General features: G+C 67.8%; 15 protein-coding genes and 1 pseudogene. 9 read left to right on the top strand and 7 right to left on the bottom strand.

What is annotated here, in order from left to right; translation table 11 throughout:
- Window positions 1-2: 2 nt before the first annotated feature.
- Window positions 3-1415 carry an HlyD/EmrA/EmrK family protein gene (locus tag C6570_RS14295; RefSeq protein ID WP_106703816.1) on the top strand — a complete coding sequence of 471 codons (1413 nt, stop codon included), beginning with the start codon at window positions 3-5 and terminating at the stop codon, window positions 1413-1415.
- Between the two features lie 80 nt (window positions 1416-1495).
- Window positions 1496-3046 carry a DHA2 family efflux MFS transporter permease subunit gene (locus tag C6570_RS14290; protein WP_106703815.1) on the top strand — a complete coding sequence of 517 codons (1551 nt, stop codon included), beginning with the start codon at window positions 1496-1498 and terminating at the stop codon, window positions 3044-3046.
- A gap of 32 nt (window positions 3047-3078) precedes the next feature.
- Here C6570_RS14290 and rsxB read toward each other — a convergent pair whose 3' ends face one another.
- Both rsxB and C6570_RS14280 read right to left on the bottom strand, forming a co-directional pair.
- Window positions 3079-3774, bottom strand: coding sequence for an electron transport complex subunit RsxB (rsxB, locus tag C6570_RS14285; protein ID WP_106703814.1), 696 nt, complete (start codon window positions 3772-3774; stop codon window positions 3079-3081).
- 91 nt (window positions 3775-3865) lie between these two features.
- Window positions 3866-5476 carry a polyhydroxyalkanoate depolymerase gene (locus C6570_RS14280; protein WP_106703813.1) on the bottom strand — a complete coding sequence of 537 codons (1611 nt, stop codon included), beginning with the start codon at window positions 5474-5476 and terminating at the stop codon, window positions 3866-3868.
- Between the two features lie 306 nt (window positions 5477-5782).
- On the opposite strand from C6570_RS14280, the gene C6570_RS14275 reads away from it, so the two are divergent.
- Genes C6570_RS14275 through C6570_RS14265 form a run of 3 tightly spaced genes read left to right on the top strand, consistent with a single transcriptional unit; the run spans window position 5783 to window position 8365 of the window.
- The gene (locus C6570_RS14275) at window positions 5783-6586 is read left to right on the top strand and encodes an MlaE family ABC transporter permease (protein ID WP_106703812.1); all 804 of its coding nucleotides are present in this window, start codon (window positions 5783-5785) and stop codon (window positions 6584-6586) included.
- A 7-nt stretch (window positions 6587-6593) separates the two neighbouring features.
- Window positions 6594-7673, top strand: a complete 1080-nt coding sequence (locus C6570_RS14270) for an MlaD family protein (protein WP_106703811.1) — start codon at window positions 6594-6596, stop codon at window positions 7671-7673.
- Window positions 7670-8365 carry a hypothetical protein gene (locus tag C6570_RS14265; protein WP_245896202.1) on the top strand — a complete coding sequence of 232 codons (696 nt, stop codon included), beginning with the start codon at window positions 7670-7672 and terminating at the stop codon, window positions 8363-8365. Before C6570_RS14270 ends, C6570_RS14265 begins: the two co-directional genes overlap by 4 nt.
- 1153 nt (window positions 8366-9518) lie before the next feature.
- On the opposite strand, the gene C6570_RS14255 is transcribed toward C6570_RS14265, so the two are convergent.
- The 4 genes from C6570_RS14255 to C6570_RS14240 all read right to left on the bottom strand — a co-directional run bounded on the left by C6570_RS14255 (window position 9519) and on the right by C6570_RS14240 (window position 14156).
- Window positions 9519-10292, bottom strand: a complete 774-nt coding sequence (locus C6570_RS14255; protein ID WP_106703809.1) for a ferredoxin--NADP reductase — start codon at window positions 10290-10292, stop codon at window positions 9519-9521.
- Between the two features lie 154 nt (window positions 10293-10446).
- Window positions 10447-11310 carry a fumarylacetoacetate hydrolase family protein gene (locus C6570_RS14250; protein ID WP_106704718.1) on the bottom strand — a complete coding sequence of 288 codons (864 nt, stop codon included), beginning with the start codon at window positions 11308-11310 and terminating at the stop codon, window positions 10447-10449.
- A gap of 129 nt (window positions 11311-11439) precedes the next feature.
- Window positions 11440-13146, bottom strand: coding sequence for a single-stranded-DNA-specific exonuclease RecJ (gene recJ, locus C6570_RS14245; protein ID WP_106703808.1), 1707 nt, complete (start codon window positions 13144-13146; stop codon window positions 11440-11442).
- Entirely contained in the window at window positions 13143-14156 is a 1014-nt protein-coding gene (locus C6570_RS14240; RefSeq protein WP_106703807.1) for a hypothetical protein, read from the bottom strand. Before C6570_RS14240 ends, recJ begins: the two co-directional genes overlap by 4 nt.
- Before the next feature lie 75 nt (window positions 14157-14231).
- Between C6570_RS14240 and C6570_RS14235 the strand changes: the two genes are divergently transcribed.
- The 4 genes and pseudogenes from C6570_RS14235 to C6570_RS14220 all read left to right on the top strand — a co-directional run bounded on the left by C6570_RS14235 (window position 14232) and on the right by C6570_RS14220 (window position 17361).
- Window positions 14232-15500: a lipoprotein-releasing ABC transporter permease subunit gene (locus C6570_RS14235; RefSeq protein ID WP_106704717.1), complete on the top strand. Its 1269-nt coding sequence runs from the start codon at window positions 14232-14234 to the stop codon at window positions 15498-15500.
- 187 nt (window positions 15501-15687) lie between these two features.
- Entirely contained in the window at window positions 15688-16401 is a 714-nt protein-coding gene (gene lolD / locus C6570_RS14230; protein ID WP_106703806.1) for a lipoprotein-releasing ABC transporter ATP-binding protein LolD, read from the top strand.
- 193 nt (window positions 16402-16594) lie between these two features.
- Window positions 16595-16866, top strand: a pseudogene (locus C6570_RS14225) (DUF1272 domain-containing protein).
- A 21-nt stretch (window positions 16867-16887) separates the two neighbouring features.
- Window positions 16888-17361: a DUF6970 domain-containing protein gene (locus tag C6570_RS14220; protein WP_106703805.1), complete on the top strand. Its 474-nt coding sequence runs from the start codon at window positions 16888-16890 to the stop codon at window positions 17359-17361.
- A 62-nt stretch (window positions 17362-17423) separates the two neighbouring features.
- On the opposite strand, the gene C6570_RS14215 is transcribed toward C6570_RS14220, so the two are convergent.
- Entirely contained in the window at window positions 17424-18407 is a 984-nt protein-coding gene (locus C6570_RS14215; RefSeq protein WP_106703804.1) for an Acg family FMN-binding oxidoreductase, read from the bottom strand.
- Between the last annotated feature and the right edge of the window lie 39 nt (window positions 18408-18446).

Genomic DNA, 18446 nt, shown 5'->3' with positions numbered 1-18446 from the left:
CTATGTCCAATACCGATCAAGCGCCCGCCACACCAGCGCAAGCAGCTCCTGAAAACGCAGCAAACGCCGCCCCCGTACGCTCGGGCGCCAAAAACCCCAAGCGCAAGCGCGCCCTGCTGACCCTGACCGCCGCGGTGGCGGTGTGCGGGCTCGCGTGGGGCGTGTACGACTGGCTCGTGCTGAGCCACTACGAGGACACGGACAACGCTTACGTGCAAGGCAACCTGATCCAGATCACCCCGCAAGTGGGCGGCACCGTCACCGCCATCATGGCCGACGAGACCGACCGCGTGGAGGCGGGCCAACCGCTGGTCAAGCTGGACGCGGCCGATGCCGACGTCGCCCTGGCGCAGGCCGAAGCCGCGCTGGGCCAGGCCGTGCGCCAGGTGCGCACGCTGTACGTCAACAACGCCGGGCTGGCCGCGCAAGTGCGCCTGCGCGAGGCCGATGTGGCCAAGGCCCGCGCCCAGCTCACCATGGCGCAGCAGGATTTGGGCCGCCGCCAGACGCTGGTGCCCGGCGGCGCCGTGTCGGGCGAAGAGCTGGCGCATGCACGTTCGCAGGTCGTCAGCGCGCAAAGCGCGGTGGACGCGGCGCAGGCCGCCGTGGTGGCCGCGCGTGAGCAGCTCACCAGCAACCGCGCGCTGACCGAAGGCACGCCCGTGGACCAGCACCCCAGCGTGCTGGCCGCTGCCGCCAAGGTGCGCGAGGCCTGGATCACCGCGCACCGCATGACGCTGCCCGCGCCCGTGACCGGCTACGTCAGCAAGCGCAACGTGCAGCTGGGCCAGCGCGTGGCCGCGGGCTCGCCCCTGATGGCCGTGGTGCCGCTGGAGCAGCTCTGGGTGGACGCCAACTTCAAGGAAAACCAGCTGCGCAACCTGCGCATCGGCCAGCCCGTGAAGCTGGTGGCCGACGCCTACGGCAGCAAGGTGGTGTACGACGGCAAGGTGGCGGGCCTGGGCATGGCCACCGGCGCCGCTTCGGCCCTGCTGCCGGCGCAAAACGCCACCGGCAACTGGATCAAGGTGGTGCAGCGCGTGCCGGTGCGCATCGCGCTGGAGACAGAGCAGCTCAAGGCGCACCCGCTGCGCGTGGGCCTGTCCATGGAAGCCAAGGTAGACATCGCCGACCAGAGCGGCACCGAGCTGGCCTCGGCCAGTCGCGCGGGTGACGCCGCCCGTACGCAGGTGTTCGCCCAAGCCGACCAGGGCGCCGACCAGCGCGTGCAAGCCATCATCGCGCAGAACATGGGCACGCCAGTACCCACCAACGCACCCACCAACGCACCCACCGGGGCAGCCGCAGGCGCAGAGGCCACCCCGGCGGCCAAGCGCCCCGCCAGCGCGAACGGCAGCACACCCGCCGCCGCGAACCACGCCACGCACGCCGCCACCACCCAGCACGCGGGCTGATGGCGTCGCCGCGCTGGACGCTTTTATTTTGATAGCTGCCAGCGCTGGTTGCACAAAGGCCTGAACCGGATTTCATTCCTATGAGCGCTCCGAAAGTCTTTCCGCCGCTGACCGGCAGCGCCCGTGCCCTGGGCACCCTGGCGCTGTCCACGGCCACGTTCATGAACGTGCTGGACACCTCCATCGCGAACGTGTCGCTGCCCGCCATCTCGGGCGATTTGGGCGTCAGCACCGTGCAGGGCACCTGGGTCATCACCAGCTTTGCCGTGGCCAACGCCATCTCGGTGCCGCTGACGGGCTGGCTCACCCAGCGCATCGGCCAGGTGCGCCTGTTCATCGGCAGTGTGCTGATGTTCGTGCTGGCTTCATGGCTGTGCGGCCTGGCGCCCAACATGACGATGCTGATCGCCTTCCGCGCGCTGCAGGGCTTCGTCGCCGGGCCGATGATCCCGCTGTCGCAGACGCTGCTGCTGTCCAGCTACCCACCCTCCAAGGCGGGCCTGGCCATGGCGATGTGGTCCATCACCACGCTGGTGGCGCCCATCATGGGGCCGCTGCTGGGCGGCTGGATCACCGACAACGTCAGCTGGCCGTGGATCTTCTACATCAACGTGCCCGTGGGCCTATTGTCGGCCGCCGCCACCTGGATGATCTTCCGCGACCGCGAGACGGCCACGCGCAAGCTGCCCATCGACAGCGTCGGGCTCGCGCTGCTGGTGGTGTGGGTCGGCTCGTTGCAGCTCATGCTGGACAAAGGCAAAGAGCTGGACTGGTTCCATTCGCCCCTGATCGTCGCCTTTGCGGTGACTGCCGTGGTGGGCTTTGCCTTCTTCCTGGTGTGGGAGCTGACGGACGAACACCCCGTGGTCGACCTGTCGCTGTTCAAGCGGCGCAACTTCTGGTCGGGCGCGCTGGCCACCGCCGTGGGCTACGGTGTGTTCTTCGGCAACGTGGTGCTCTTGCCGCTGTGGCTGCAGCAATTCATGGGCTACACCGCCACCCAGGCGGGCATGATCATGGCGCCGGTGGGCGTGCTGGCCATCGTGCTGTCGCCCGTGGTCGGCCTGACGGTGAACCGGTTCGACCCGCGCATCTACGCCAGCCTGTCATTCGTGGTGTTCGGCGTGGTGCTGTGGATGCGTTCGCGCTTCACCATGCAGACCGACTTCGAGACCATCATGATTCCCACGCTCATCCAGGGCGTGGCCATGGCGTGCTTCTTCATTCCGCTGGTCACCATCACCCTGTCGGGGCTGGAGCCGGCGCGCATTCCCGCAGCATCGGGCCTGTCCAACTTCACCCGCATCACCGCGGGCGCCATGGGCACCTCGATCGCCACCACGCTGTGGGAAGACCGCGCCAACATGCACCACGCGCAACTGGCCGAAGCCATCCACAACGGCAACCCGGCGGCGGTGCAAACCCTGCGGCAACTGGAAGCCGGCGGCATGAGCCACGACCAGGCGCTGGGCGTGGTGAACAACCTGGTCACGCAGCAGGCGTTCATGATTTCCACGCAGGAGATCTTCTACGGCTCGGCCATTCTGTTCATCAGCCTGATCGCGCTGGTCTGGCTGGCGCGCCGCACGCACGGCGGCGCGGGGGCGGATGCAGCAGCGGGGGCGCATTGAGCGCCGGGGTTGGCTGCCGGGTGCGGCGACTGTCAGTCGGTTGACGGCCGTTTCGCCTTGGCCCTGGCCAACGCCGCCTCGATGATGCTGCGCTTGCGGTCCAGCTCGGCGGGCGTGGCGCCGCGCACCAGTTCTGGCAGCTTGGCCAGTTTCTCTTTGGCCTTGGCTTCGAGCTTTTCAGCGTGCTCGCGCTCGCCCCGCTTGCGCCGGGCGCTCGTTAATTCATAGCGGACGCGTGCATCCTGGGCCTGGGCGGCGCTCCACGCCTGCCAGCCCGTACGCTCGCCGGTGACGTTGTCCAGCGCAATGCAATCCACGGGGCAGACGGGCAGGCACAGCTCGCAGCCCGTGCACTGCGCTTCGATGACGGTGTGCATGCGCTTGTTGCCGCCCACGATGCAATCGACGGGGCAGGCCTTGATGCACAGGGTGCAGCCAATGCACCAGTCTTCATCGATCCATGCCACATGGCGTGGGCCTTCCTCACCGTATTCGGGGTTCAGCGGCAGCGCCGGCAGGCCGGTGATGGCCGCCAACCGCTGTACGCCTTCGGCGCCGCCTGGCGGGCATTGGTTGATAGCGGCCTGGCCATCCGCAATGGCCTGGGCATAGCCCGCGCAGTCCGGGTAGCCGCAGCGGGTGCACTGCGTTTGCGGCAACGCCGCCAGCACCCGCTGGCCGAGTGGGGCGAGGGCAGAGCTGGCTGGGGCGTCGTGTGGCGTACTCATGAGACGGGTGGAATGAAAACGCCCGCGATGGCGGGCGCTGGGGTGAGTATGCAGGCGGGCCGGTCAACCCGCACTGCATGCTGGGCGCGGCTTACTCAGCCGCTCCGGCGGCGCTGGCACCGGCTTTCTTACGGCTGGGGGCGGGTGCTTTGACCGCAGCGGTCTTGACCGCCGGGCGCTTGGCCTTGGCCGCGCCGTTGGCAGGGGCCCGCTTGGCTGCTGCTGCGGGGCGTGCCGCGCCGTTGGTGGCCGCTGCGCGGCGCGCAGGCGCCTTGGCCGGTGCGGCTTTCACTGCAGCCGCCGCTTCGGCAGGGCGGGCGGCAGGGGCAGCGGCGACGGCCGCTTGCGCGGGCTTGGCAACGTGGTCAGGTGCCTGCGCAGGGGCCTTGTCTGCAGCGACTTGCTTGGACGCGGGCAATTCGCCTTCGCGCGCCGCCTTGGCGTGGAATTCGGCGATGAAGCCCTTGACTTGCGGGTACACCACGGTGCGCCAGCGGCGGCCGCTGAAGATGCCGTAATGCCCGGCCCCCTTGACTTCGAGGTGGTCGCCTTCGCGCCGCTCGATCTGCTGGCACAGCGCGTGCGCGGCGCGCGTCTGGCCAGCGCCGGAGATGTCGTCCAGCTCGCCTTCCACCGTCAGCAGCGCGGTGGTGGTGATGTCCTGCGGGCGCACGCGCTCGAGGTTGCCCTTGGGCGAACGCACGTCCCAGGTGCCATGCACCAGGTTGAAATCCTGGAACACGGTCTTGATGGTTTCCAGGTAATAGTCGGCATCCATGTCCAGCACGGCGTTGTATTCGTCGTAGAACTGGCGGTGCGTTTCGGCGCTGGACTCGTCGCCCTTGAGCAGGTCGCGGAAGTAGTCGTAGTGGCTGTTGGCGTGGCGGTCGGGGTTCATGGCCACGAAGCCCGCGTGCTGCAGAAAGCCGGGGTACACGCGCCGGCCCGCGCCGGGATAGTTCGGCGGAACGCGGTAGATCACGTTGTTTTCGAACCATTCAAAGCTGCGCTGCACCGCCAGGTCGTTCACGGCGGTGGGCGATTTGCGCGCGTCGATCGGGCCGCCCATCATGGTCATGGTGATGGGCGTTTTTTCGCCGCGCGATGCCATCAGCGACACCGCCGCCAGCACCGGCACGGTGGGTTGGCACACGCTGATGACGTGGCAGTTGCCGTATTTGCCCTGCAGGTAGCGGATGAAGTCCTGCACGTAGTTGACGTAGTCGTCCAAATGGAATTCGCCATCGGACAGCGGCACCATGCGGGCGTTCTTCCAGTCGGTGACGTAGACCTTGTGGCCCTCCAGCATGGTGCGCACGGTGTCGCGAAGCAGCGTGGCGTAGTGGCCCGACAGCGGCGCGACCACCAGCACGGGCGGCTGGCCCTTGAGCTTGGCCAGTGTGGCCGGGTCGTCGGAGAAGCGCTTGAAGCGCACCAGCGAGCAGAACGGCTTGTCCATCTCGATGCGCTCGTCAATCGCCACTTCCACGCCATCCACGTCCACCTTGCGGATGCCGAATTCCGGCTTTTCGTAATCCTTGGCGAGCCGGTAGAACAGCGAATAGGCTGCCGCCACGCGCTGGGCCATGGGGCCTCGCCCCATGGTGGAATGCGAATTGCCGAACATCTTGGATGCGGCCTCGGCCATTTCGGCGAAGGGCTCGATGAGAGAGCGCTGCGCTTCGTAGATTTGATAGAGCATAGAAAGAGATTCGGTGGGAGCGGGCGAAATGCTGCGATGCAATATAGCGCAGCTTGATTTAAAAGGCAGTGGGTTGTAACCACTAATCCGGGGCGCTGAGCGTGCGGTTTCTCCCATAGGCTGGAGCCGCGTGAGATTCTCAACCGCCGTGCACCCGGGTGACAAGCGATGGCCGGGCGAATCCCAGTCACCCAGGTGACTGCAAAAGGGCACCCACCGGCCACGGCCAACGCGCGAGCGTGCGCGCCGCCGACGCACCCGCCAATACACGCGCGCACCGAAACGCGGCAGGTATCATGCCCGCCCATGACCTCCGGCTTCTCGCTTCACGACTGGCTGCTGGGCATGGGGCGCAACCTGCTGCGCTGGCTACTGGGTTGGTGGACAGTGGTTTTCATCGGCGCAGAACTGGCCGTGCTGGCGTTTTCGCCTTCCAGCTACCGCCGCGAATCGCGCGGCGTCGTGCTGCGCCAGATCTACTACGCGGCCGGGCCGGGCCTGCCGGGCTTCATCACGCTGATGGCGTTGTTCAACGTCGTGCTGATCCGCATTCTGGTCGTGACGGCGTTCGCCTACGGGCTGACGCAGTACGCGCTGGACGCCGTGGTGCGCGTGCTGGTGCTGGAACTCATTCCTCTCATCTCCGCGCTGTACGTGGCGGTGGAATACACCATTCCCGGCGGTTCGCAGCTGTACAAGCTGCGCCGCAGCGGCGCGCTGGATGCCCTGCGCACGCACGGCGTGGACCCGCTCAGCCGCGAAGTGCTGCCGCGCGTGCTGGCGGGCATGTTCGCCGTGCTGCTGCTGGCGCTGCTCAGCGGGCTGATGTCGCTGGTGCTGGCCTACGTGGCCGTACACGGTTTCACCACGGCGGGGCTGCCTTCCTACAACCACGCCGTGGGCAACATCTTCAACCCGGTGGTGACGATGATCTTCACCATGAAGACGCTGGCGTTTGCCGTGTCGGTGGCACTCTTGCCCGTGGCCAACGCCCTGCGCGACATTCCGCGCCGGCCCTCGCGCACCAGCGTCGAACTGCAGGGGCTGGTGCAGATGTTCGTGCTGATGCTGGTGATCGAAATCGCGTCCCTGGTGGGCAACTACTATTGAGCGTGCGATGACCGACCAGAGACCCCCTCCCGCACCGCCGCCGATGGATGCGGCCAATCCGCCCGGCCTGCCCGAACCCAGCGCGCCTGGCGCAGCCCAGGCCGAGCAGCGCCTGGACGCCGCCGGCCCCGTGCCTCCTGCCAGCGGCTGGTCGCTGCGCAGCCTGGAGTTTCGCGCCGCGCTGCTGCTGATCCTGATGGCCGTGCTGCTGGGCGGCTCGGTGCTGTACCTGCTGTGGGTGCGCGGCGCGTTCGAGCAAACGCAGCAGCTGTACCTGACGGCCGACGACTCGGACGGCGTCACCGTGGGCATGGACATGACCTTTTCCGGCTTTCCGGTGGGCCGCGTCAAGCGGATCGAGCTGGCCGATCAGGGCCAGGTGCGCATCCAGGTGGATGTGCCGGTCAAGTCGGCACGGTGGCTGCGCGTGTCCAGCGTCTTCACGCTGGAGCGCGGGCTGGTTGGCGCGGCCCGGCTGCGGGCCTTCACCGGCATCCTGGACGATGCCCCCCTGCCGCCCGACGCCGAGCGCGTGGTGCTGCGCGGCGACGTGTCCGCCGAGATCCCGAAGATGGTGGCCGACGCGCGCGACGTGCTGCAAAACGTCAACCAGCTCACCGCCACCGATTCGGCGCTGTCCAGCGCGCTGGGCGAAGTGCGCACCTTCGCGCAGCGCCTGAACAGCAACAAGGGCGGGCTGATGGCCGCCGTCACCGGCAACGAGGCCGACGCCCAGCGCGTGGCCCAGCTGATCGACCACGCCAACCAGCTCGTCCAAAACCTGGACGGCGTGGTGCGCAAGGCCGACCAGCAGGTGCTGGGCAAGCAAGGCCTGGTCACCGACGCGCAAGGCGCCGTGCGCCAACTGAACGCCTTGCTGCAGGACGCGCGCCAGACCGTGGCGCAGGTGGACGCCGTGCTCAAGGAAGTGCAGGGCGTGGCCGGCAACGCCCGCGAAGCCACCACCAACCTGGGCGACCTGCGCGCCGACGTGGACGCCAGCCTGCGCAAGATCGACGCGCTCATCACCGAGCTGAACCGCAAGTGGCCCTTCGCCCCCAAGAACAAAGAGGTGACGCTGCCATGAAAGCCCTGTGGATGCGGCGCAGCGCAGGCGCACCCCCAAAGCGCTACGCTATCGTGTTGATAGCTGCTGGCGCCCTGTCAGCCTGCGCCAGCGGCCCGAAAGTGCCTGATTGGAAGATCCAGTCCATCGGCCACGTCGAGCGGTTCACCGCGGCCTACTTGAAAGGCGACAGCCGCGTTGAGGCGCGCGAATTCGACTTGGCACGCGCCGAGACTACCCGCACCGGCCGGCCCGATCTGGTCGCGCGCATCGAGCTGAACCGCTGCGCCGCGCACGTCGCCAGCCTGGATTTCGACCCCTGCACCGGCTTTGAAGCGCTGCGCAGCGACGCCGCCGCGCCCGAGCGCGCCTACGCCGACTACCTGGCCGGGCAACCCGTTGACGCGGCCCAGGCCGCGTTGCTGCCCGAGCACCACCGCGCTGTGGCCGCAGGCACGGCAGGCGCGGCGCTGCCACCGGACGACGACCCCTTCGGCCGCCTGATCGCCGCAGCGGTACTGATGCGGCGCAGCCAGGCCACGCCAGAGGTGGTGGCGCAGGCGGTGGATACGGCGTCTGAACAAGGCTGGCGCCGGCCCTTGCTGGCGTGGCTGGGCGTGCAGGCGCGGCTGGCCGAGGCGCGCGGCGATGCGCCGGAGGGCGCGCGGATCAAGCGGCGGATGGATTTGGTGCAGCCAGCGGCTGGGCGTTGAGCGATTGGCCCTTTGCCCTTTGCCGGCGCGTGGTTTGCTGTGCCAAGGTTGCGTGAGGGCTTGGGGCAAGCTGGCCAGGGTTCAAGCGGCTAGGGCTGATCACTTTTTGCTTGCTTGGTTTATGGTCAGATTGGGGTTTGGCGCTTGTTTGGCCTGCGCTGGCAGCTATCTTTTTTGATATTCGCTTGGGTTGCTGAGGGCAGAGGCCGGGTCTCGGCCCGGCGGCCGACCTGCTTTCTTTTGCTTCGCCAAAAGAAAGTAGGCAAAGAAAAGGCGACCCTGCTGGCTGCGACCCCTTCGCTGCGCTTCGGGGCAACCTGGGTCGGGGCGCTGGCGGGGTGGGCCGCAGAACTCACTTCGCTGCTGCGCAGCTTCGTTCGGACAACTGCGGCCAGCTAGAGCACGAAGCTCGTGCATCCTTCGGTGCACGAGCCACCCCACCAGCACCCCGCCCCAGGCGCATCCAGAAGGGTGTAGGGAACCATACGGGCCATCGCTTCGCTCGGCCCTGGGTTTGGGGTGCCACGGGACGCAACTGATCGCTGAACGCGATGTGACCTGGCCCGGCTTGAAACTAACCGCACCGAACTGAACCTGCCCAAACCCTGGTGCTGGACTTCAGAGTCCCAGAAGGAGAAGCGCAGGTGGGGAGAGCCAAGATGGAAGGCGGCCGCAGTAGCAGGTAACTGCTTGGACGCCACCCGCAAACCCCTGCACCCAGGCCGAGCGCAGCGATGGCCCGTATCGGGCTTCGATCCCCTCTGGACGTGCCGAGAAGCGCAGGGCGTGGGGCGGGCTGAGGGCAGCGCAGCATGCCCTCAGCTTCGTGCTCTAGCTTGCTGCGGTTGTTCGAACGGCGCTGCGCAGCAGCAAAGTGAGTTCCGCAGCGCCGCCCCATGACCGAGCATCGCAGGTTGCCCCGTAGCGAAGCGCAGGGGACACGGCAAGTGGGGTCGCCTTTTCTTTGCCTACTTTCTTTTGGCGAAGCAAAAGAAAGCAGGTCGGCCGCCGGGCCGAGACCCGGCCTCTGCCCTCAGCAACCCAAGCAAACATCAAAAAAGATAGCTGCCAGCGCAGACAAGGTCAGCGCCAGCCGCCAAAAGGGTCCTAGAAAAGCAAGAGCGCAAACGTCAACCGAACCGCCAAAGCCCAATCACTGATCCACAAACGCCCGCTCAACCACATAGTCGCCCGGCGTCGTGGTGTTGCCTTCGTTGAAGCCGCGCTTTTCCAGCACTTCCTTGATCGACTTCAGCATCTGCGGGCTGCCGCACAGCATCACGCGGTCGGTCGTGGGGTTCAGCTCTGGCAGGCCCAGGTCGCGCGCCATCTGGCCGCTTTCGATCAGGTCCGGAATGCGGCCCTGCGTGCGGAAGGGCTCGCGCGTCACGGTGGGGTAGTACTTGAGCTGCTGGCGCACCATTTCGCCCAGAAACTCGTGCTGGGGCAGTTGCTCGGTGATGTAGTCGTGGTAAGCCAGCTCGCCGACCAGACGGCAGCCGTGCACCAGGATGACCTCTTCAAACTTCTCGTAGGTATCCGGGTCGCGGATGATGCTCATGAACGGCGCCAGGCCCGTGCCGGTGCCGAACATGTACAGGCGCTTGCCGGGCAGCAGGTAGTCGATCAGCAAGGTGCCCGTGGGCTTGTGGCCGACGATGACGCTGTCGCCGGGCTGGATGTGCTGCAGGCGGCTGGTCAGTGGGCCGTCGGGCACCTTGATGCTGAGGAATTCCAGCGTTTCCTCGTAATTGGGGCTGACGATGGAATAGGCGCGCAGCAGCGGTTTGTCGTTCACGCGCAGGCCGATCATGGTGAAGTGGCCGTTGGAGAAGCGCAAGCTGGTCGAGCGCGTGGTGGTGAACGAAAACAGGCGATCCGTCCAGTGGTGAACGGTCAGGACTTTTTCTTCGTCGAATGCGGCCATGGGGCAGGTCGGCCCGCGCAGGGCGGGGTTTGTGAGTCAGGTGGAGCCCGGTATTGTCGCACTGCAACATATTCGCATTGGCGCTATGAATATGCCCAGTTGGCATATGCGCAGGCCGCCGAAATCGCCGCTGAGCGGGCTGGGCGTGGCGACTTCAGTCGAGCAGGCTGGCGTCCCACGCGTGCACGCGCTGGCGCTGCTCGCCTAGCCCGTCGATGCCCAGGTGCAGGGTGTCGCCCGGTTTCAGGAACACCGGCGGCTTCCGGCCGAGGCCCACGCCGGGCGGGGTGCCGGTGGAAATCAGATCGCCCGGCTGCAGCGTGACGAAGCGGCTGACGTAGGCGATCAGCTCGGCCACGCCGAAGATCATCGTTCGCGTGCTGCCGGTTTGATAGCGCTTGCCGTTCACGTCCAGCCACAGCGACAGGTTGTGCACGTCGGGCACCTCGTCGGGGGTGACCAGCCAGGGGCCCACCGGGCCAAAAGTGTCGCAGCCCTTGCCCTTGTCCCAGGTGCCGCCGCGCTCCATCTGGTATTCGCGCTCCGACACGTCGTTGACGACGCAGTAGCCGGCCACGTGCTGCAGCGCCTCTGCCGGCTCAACGTAGCGGGCCTTGCTGCCGACGACGATGCCCAGCTCCACTTCCCAATCGGTCTTTTGCGAGCCTTGCGGCAGCACGATGGGGTCGTTGGGGCCGGTTGCGGCGCACCACTTGTTGAACAGGATCGGCTCTTGTGGCACGGGCGATCCGGTTTCGGCCGCGTGGTCGCGGTAGTTCAGGCCGATGCAGATGAACTTGCCGGTGTGCCGCCACGGCGTGCCGATGCGGCCCAGCGCCGTAGGCGCCACCTCGGGCAGGGCGCTGGTGTCCAGCGCGCGCAGTGCCTGCAAGCCCGCGGGCGTGAGCGTGTCGGCGGTGATGTCGCTGATCACCGCCGAAAGATCGCGCGCGCGGCCTTGGGCGTCCATCAGGGCGGGCTTTTCATGGCCGCGTGGGCCGTAGCGAAACAGTTTCATGGGCGTGGCGTCCTTGGCGCGATGGGGCTGGCGTGAATGCGGTTTGGTGCGTGCGGTGGCAGGCGTGCCTTCAAGCGATTGGGGCATGGCCTGCCATGGGCGCTTCGCCGGCTGCGCGACGCAGGGCGGTCACGCCGCGCCCTCGACCAGCAGGCGCACGCGCCGCACGCCTTGCCATTCGTCGGTTTCCAGGCGAAACGCCAAGTGCGCGCGGGCGGGCAATGGCTCGGTGTGGCCAAACCAGATGCCGTCTACCGGCTGGCCTTGGTGGCGCAGCTTCAGCGCCAGGTGTTTTTCGCCCACCAGGCGCTGGCTGAGCACCTCTACCTCTTCGCTGAACACCGGCGGCGCAAAGCCCTGGCCCCAGACGGCCTGGTGCAGCGTGTCGACCACGTCGGCGCGCCGGTATTCGGGCGGCAGCGGGCCGTCGGTTTCGATCCGGCGCGTCAGCGTCGCTTCGTCCAGCCATTCGGCGGCGACTTGCTGTAGCGCCGCGTCGAAGGTTTCAAAGTGATCTTCGGCAATGGTGCAGCCCGCGGCCATGGCGTGGCCGCCGAATTTCAGCAGCACGCCGGGGTGGCGCTTGGCGACCAGGTCCAGGGCGTCGCGCAGGTGAAAGCCGGGGATGGATCGGCCAGAGCCTTTCAGCTCGTGCTCATGCCCCGGCGCGGCGCTGGCGGCAAAGACGAAGGTGGGGCGGTGCAGCTTGTCTTTCAGCCGCGCGGCGACGATGCCGACCACGCCTTCGTGAAAATCGGGGTCAAACACGGCCAGCGCGCTGGGCGCGGCTTCGGCCTCGTCCCACAGGCCTTCGGCGATGTGCATGGCCTGCTCGCGCATGCCGCCTTCGATTTCGCGGCGCTCGCGGTTGATGGCGTCCAACTGGCGGGCCAGTTCGTCGGCGCGCGCAGGGTCGTCGGTGCGCAGCAGCTCGATGCCCAGCGTCATGTCGGCCAGGCGCCCGGCGGCGTTGATGCGTGGGCCCAGTGCAAAGCCAAAATCGAACGTGGTGGCCTTGGGATAAGCGCGGGCAGCTACCGAAAACAGAGCAATCATGCCTGCGGGCAGCTGCCCCGCACGGATGCGCCGCAGGCCCTGCGCGACCAGGCGGCGGTTGTTGGCGTCCAGCTTGACCACGTCGGCCACGGTGCCCAGCGCGACCAGCGGCAGCAGCACGTCCAGCTTGGGCTGCTGAGCGTTGCCCCAGGCCCCGCGCGCGCGCAGCTCGGCCCGCAGCGCCATCAGCACGTAGAACATCACGCCCACGCCGGCCAGCGATTTGCTTTCAAAGCCGCAGCCGGGTTGATTGGGGTTGACGATGACGTCGGCGGCGGGCAATTGGTCGCCGGGCAAGTGGTGGTCGGTCACCAGCACCTTCAGGCCCAGCTCGCGCGCGCGCGCCACGCCGGCCACGCTGGCGATCCCGTTGTCCACCGTCACCAGCACTTGCGCGCCGGTGGCGGCCACGCGCTCGGCGATGGGCGGGGTGAGGCCGTAGCCGTCCACCACGCGGTCGGGCACCAGGTAGTGCACGTCGGTAGCGCCCAGCAGCTGCAGGCCGCGCAAGCCCACAGCGCAGGCGGTGGCGCCGTCGCAGTCGTAGTCGGCCACGATGCAGATGCGCTGGCCGGCGGCCACGGCGTCGGCCAGCAGGCGGGCGGCGTCGCTGGCGCCCAGCAGGCCGGACGGCGGCAAAAGGCGCGCCAGACCATCGTCCAGATCGTCTTGCGTGGCCACACCGCGCGCGGCGTACAGGCGCGCCAGCAGCGGGTGCACGCCCGCTTGTTCCAGCGCCCACGCGGCGCGGGGCGGTACGCTTCTTACTTCAATTTTCATAGCTGCTTGCGCAAGTCCTGTAAGGACGGGCGGCCGAAAAGGCTTGAAATGCGCCCCCACAGCCCGCCGGATGGCGCGGCCAGGGTGATGGCGCGGTGCGGGCCGCCCAGAGTGAGGTGCACCGGCTGGCCGCCGCGCAGGCTGGCCAGCAGCTCGGCCGCCTCGTTTTGGTCAATCGCTCGCCACGCGGCGGTGTGGGCGGCCGCGTCGACCGGCGCGTCGCCCTGCGTCAGCTGCGGCGCCACGCGCACGCCGGGCGTGGGTGGCACAGGCGCATCCAGCGCGCCGGCGCCGTGCACCCAGACGGAATTGATGGGCCAGCGCCGGGCGGCTTCGCGAGCCTGGCTGATGGGGTGGGTGGCCAGCACCATTTCCAGCTCGCTCAGCACGCGGGCCAGCAGGCGCTGCTGCTCGGGCTGGTCGGCGCGCAGCAGCTCGTTGCGCGTCAGCCGGCGGCCGGCGGCGCAGTCGGGCGCGGGGGTGTACAGGTGGCGCAGCAGCTCGCCCTGGGCCAGCCAGCGGTCGGGCGCGACGGCGTGCACGGTGATGCCGTCTTCAGCCAGCAGCGGCGCGCAGGCGGCCAGCAGCTGCCGGGATTCGTCGTCACTCAGCTGCAGCTGGTCCAGGGCGATCAACTGCACGTCGTCCATGCCCATTTGCAGGTGCGCCGGGCGCAGCCAGGCGCAGGGCGTGCCGATGGTGCCGGTCTCCAGCGCGGCCCAGGCGTGGCGGCCCGGCTGGCCGGGCAGGCCGCGCGCGCGGGCCAGCGCCAGGGCGATGGGCGATTCGGGGCTTTCCTCATCGCAGTGGAGGGTGTCGGCCGGGCGCAGGCGCGCCAGCAGCGCCTGAAGGTTCGGCAAGGGCGGTTCGGGTGGCTGGGCACCGTGGGTCGCGCCAGCCGCATCGGCGCCGGGCAGCAGGGCGGCGCCTGGAATCAGCAGATGGCGCAGTGCGGGCTGGCGGCCATCGGCGGGGGCGGCGGTAGAGGCTGCAGTGGGTTGGGAAGACATCAGGGCTGTATTGTCCGGGATGCCACAATGTTGGCCTTCGCCCGCACGGGCGGCTTTCGCGTTTTTCGCCCCCTGATGCCCTCATCCGCTGGCCTACCTTATGAAGCGCGCCTTGGCTGGCGCTACACGCGCGCAGGCCGTGCCACGCGGCGCAACGGCTTCATTTCTTTCATATCTGCGTCGTCCATGCTGGGCATTGCGCTGGGCGTGGCCGCGTTGATCGTGGTGCTGAGCGTGATGAACGGCTTTCGCAAAGACGTCACGGGCCGCATGCTCAGCGTGATCGCGCACGTGGAAGTCTTTTCGCCCGACGGCGGCCCCTTGCCCGACCCGCAGCGCACGCTGAGCGAGGTGCGCGCCAACCCCGAGGTGGTGGGCGCCGCCCCCTTCATCGGCGCGCAAGGGCTGGTGGCGCGCGGCGAAACCATGCAGGGCGCTATCGTTCGCGGCATTGATCCGGCGCTGGAGCCCAACGTCACCGACGTGGCCGCGCAGCTGAAAGACACGGCGCTGGCCAAGCTGGTGCCGGGGCAGTTCGGCATCTTGCTGGGCAGCGACCTGGCGCGCAAGCTGGGCGTGGCAGAGGGCGACCAGGTCACGCTGATCGCGCCCAGCGGCCAGGTGACCCCCGCGGGCGTGGTGCCGCGCCTCAAGCAGATGACGGTGGTGGGCACCTTCAGCAGCGGCCACTACGAATACGACTCGGCCCTGGCCATGCTGCACATCCAGGACGCCGAACGCATCTTCCGCCTGGACGGGCCGACCGGCATCCGCCTGAAGCTGCGCGATCTGAACAAGGCGCGCGAGGTCACGGACCAGCTGGCCCAAACGCTGAGCGGCCAGCTGATGCTGCTGGACTGGACGCGCCAGAACCGCACCTGGTTTGCCGCCGTGCAGCTGGAGAAACGCATGATGTTCATCATCCTCACGCTGATCGTGGCGGTGGCCGCGTTCAACCTGGTCAGCACGCTGGTGATGACGGTGCAGGACAAGCGCGCCGACATCGCCATCCTGCGCACGCTGGGCGCCAGCCCCGCCAGCATCATGAAGATCTTCATGGTGCAGGGCGCGCTGGTGGGCGTGATCGGCACGCTGGGCGGGCTGGCGCTGGGCCTGCTGATCGCCTGCAACATCGACGTGATCGTGCCGTTTCTGGAGCGGCTGTTTCACGCCAGCTTCTTGCCCAAAGAGGTGTACCTGATCAACAAAATGCCCAGCGACCCGCAGGCTGGCGACATCGTGCCCATCGCGGTGATATCGCTGGTGCTGTCCTTCGTGGCCACGCTGTACCCCAGCTGGCGCGCCAGCCGCGTCAACCCCGCCGAGGCGCTGCGCTATGAGTGACGTGCCCCCACGCTCCGCTGCTTCGCATGCTGCGCTGCCCCCCGAGGGGGACACCGCCAGCTTGGGGCGGCCCGGCGCTGGCGAGTCGCCCCCACGCTCCGCTGCTTCGCATGCTGCGCTGTCCTCCGAGGGGGCTGCAGCCGACTTGGGGCGGCCCGGCGCTGGCGGGGCCAATCTTGAAAATGCTATGAATCCGATAGCTGGCAGCGCAGGTGCCACCAGCGCCAACGTCGTTTTAGACGCTAAAGGCCTGACCAAACGCTTTCAGGAAGGCCCGCTGGACGTGACCGTGCTGCACGGGCTGGATCTGCAGGTGCGCGTGGGCGAAACCGTGGCCATCGTCGGCCAATCCGGCTCTGGCAAGAGCACGCTGCTGCACCTGCTCGGCGGGCTGGACAGCCCCAGCACCGGCAGCGTGTGCCTGCTGGGGAAAGACTTTGCCAGCCTGTCGCCCTCTGCACAGGGCATGCTGCGCAATCAGCACCTGGGTTTCGTGTACCAGTTTCACCACCTGCTGCCGGAATTCAGCGCGCTGGACAACGTCGCCATGCCGCTGTGGATTCGCCGCGAGGCGCGCGACCAGGCCACCCGATCGGCCGAACGCATGCTGGCACAGGTCGGCTTGAAAGAGCGCATCCACCACCGCCCAGCCGAGCTGTCGGGCGGCGAACGCCAGCGCGTGGCCATCGCCCGCGCCCTGGTCACGCAGCCCGCCTGCGTGCTGGCCGACGAGCCCACCGGCAACCTCGACCGCGCCACCGCCGACAGCGTGTTCGAGCTGATCTTGCAGCTGGCCCGCAACCACGGCACGGCCTTCGTTCTGGTCACCCACGACGAATCCCTGGCCGAGCGCTGCGGCCGCACGCTGCGGCTGGAGCGGGGGCGCCTGGCGGGGGAATGACGGGCCGCGCGTGCGGCTGCGTCGCTGGGCAAAGAGTGGAATGAAACCCGCGCTGTGAGCCCAAGCCCCTGAGCTGGCCTGCGCGGCGCAGGGTGACGCCTGGGTCGCCGCTGGCGATATCGACAAAGCGCTGGCCAGTGGCGGCACAATAAGCTGGCGGTGATGCTCGCCGCGACTGTTTGCCGACACTGTCATGCTCGAACTGCGCCCCAACTGTGAATGCTGCGACCGCGTCCTGCCGCCGGGCAGTGCCGACGCGCGTATCTGCTCGTTCGAATGCACCTTCTGCGCCGATTGCGCGCAAGCCAAGCTGGGCGGCGCTGCCCGAATTGCGGCGGCGAGCTGGTGGTGCGGCCGCGCCGGGGTGCTGACAAGCTGGCGCGCTATCCTGCGTCGACCGAGAGGGTGCTCAAGCCCCAGGGCTGCGCCGCGGTGACGTTGATGGGCCAAGCGACGGCGGCCTAGGCTTCTGCAAGGAATTTCAGGATGTCTGATCGTAGCGCGCCTTGGGCGCATTCATTCTTCAAGCTGGGCGCTGTGGCGCTGATGGCCGCGCTGGCGGCTTGCACCACGCCTACCAGCACGTCGCCCGCAGCGCCAGCGTCTTCACTGCCGGGCGCGCCCGCGCCCACGACGCCTTTCTACCCGGCGCCTTCGCAGCCTGCCAACGCGCAGCACGCGCCCGTTCTGGTGCTCGTGCCGCTGCCGCCGCTGCTGCACAAGCGCACGCAGTCGGCGCTGCGCCTGCAGCCGCAGCAAATCTGGCAGCTGACGTACGAGGGCAAGCCGGCCTTTTATCTGGTGGAGCCGTGCTGCGACCGCATGAACACCTTGCACGACGCTGCTGGCTATGCACGCTGCGCGCCCACAGGCGGCATCAGCGGCAAGGGCGACGGACGTTGCCCGGCGCCACTGCCACCCTCTGACCAGATGCGGCTGGTGTGGGAGCGCGCCCGCTGAGCGGGCCGTCGTGGCAAGCCGGCTGAAGGCGCTGCGGCCGCTTGGCAGGCGCCGCCGGTTTTTCAGCTTGGCATTAGCACTTCGCTGACTGGCCGGCGTTTGGAGTACGGCAACTTGTCTGCGTAGCCCAGGCGAAGCAGCACTGTCGGGCGTTCCGCGCCCAGCTGTAGGCTTGCGGCCATCTCCCGCGCAAGGCGAGGCACTTCGTTGGGCTGGTTAAGGTGCGCGCACGCCACGCCGAGCGCGGTGGCGGTGAGCCAGAAGCGCTGCAGCGATCGCCCCAGCGCAACCCGTTCGCGCAGCGAGTCCGAAGCGGTGGTGAACAGCGCGAGGTGCGACGCGGACTGGAACCGCTGGCTGTCGTTCTTGTTTTGCGTGGCCGCGTTGATCTGCATGGCCATGATCGGCCGAGATAGGAAGGCGGGCAAGTTCGGTGCGCCGAAAACGGCGTAGCTCAAGCCGTCCAGCGTGCTGTCCTGGTGCTTTCGGTTGAAGCGCATCCAACTCTTCAGCTCGGTTTTGAACGCTTCGTCGTGCATCTGCACGGTGTTACCCCGGTAGACGAATTCCGCAATCGCTTCGAACGCCTGGGTGTCACGCGGATAGAGGTGAAGGCCGACGCCTTCCCCCTGTGCAGTGGCCGCCAACTGAGCGACGGTGTGCTCTGAGAGCAAGCGGCCGCTATAGACCCGGCGGTTGCTTTGCCGCAAGCCAATCTGGGTTGCCAACGGGTCGGGCGAGATGCCTGGGTTGTGGGTCAGCGCCACGGTGATGATGCCGGAATCGGCCACCGTCACCTGGCTGGCATAGCCTTTCTCTGTGGCGGCAAGGCAGAGGTTTTCAACCGCACAGCCTAGCGAGACGTACAGCTCCCGGTGCTCAGGATCGACCGCAGGCAATGATCGCTTCAGGTCGGGGTGAACCTCGATGCTGTCCGTGTTGAGCTTGAAGAGCCACGGTTGGCTGTTGTGGCCTGAGGGGGCTTGCGTGGCCTGTGCCACTAGGTAGAGCCAGTCGGGTGGGGCGCTTGCGGGTTGGGTTGTCATGATGAATGCAAAAAAACTCCGTTCATCTGCCGTGGGACC

The organism is Ottowia oryzae (genome assembly GCF_003008535.1).
GTDB lineage: Bacteria > Pseudomonadota > Gammaproteobacteria > Burkholderiales > Burkholderiaceae_C > Ottowia > Ottowia oryzae.
This window is presented reverse-complemented; position numbering and strand designations above follow the sequence as displayed.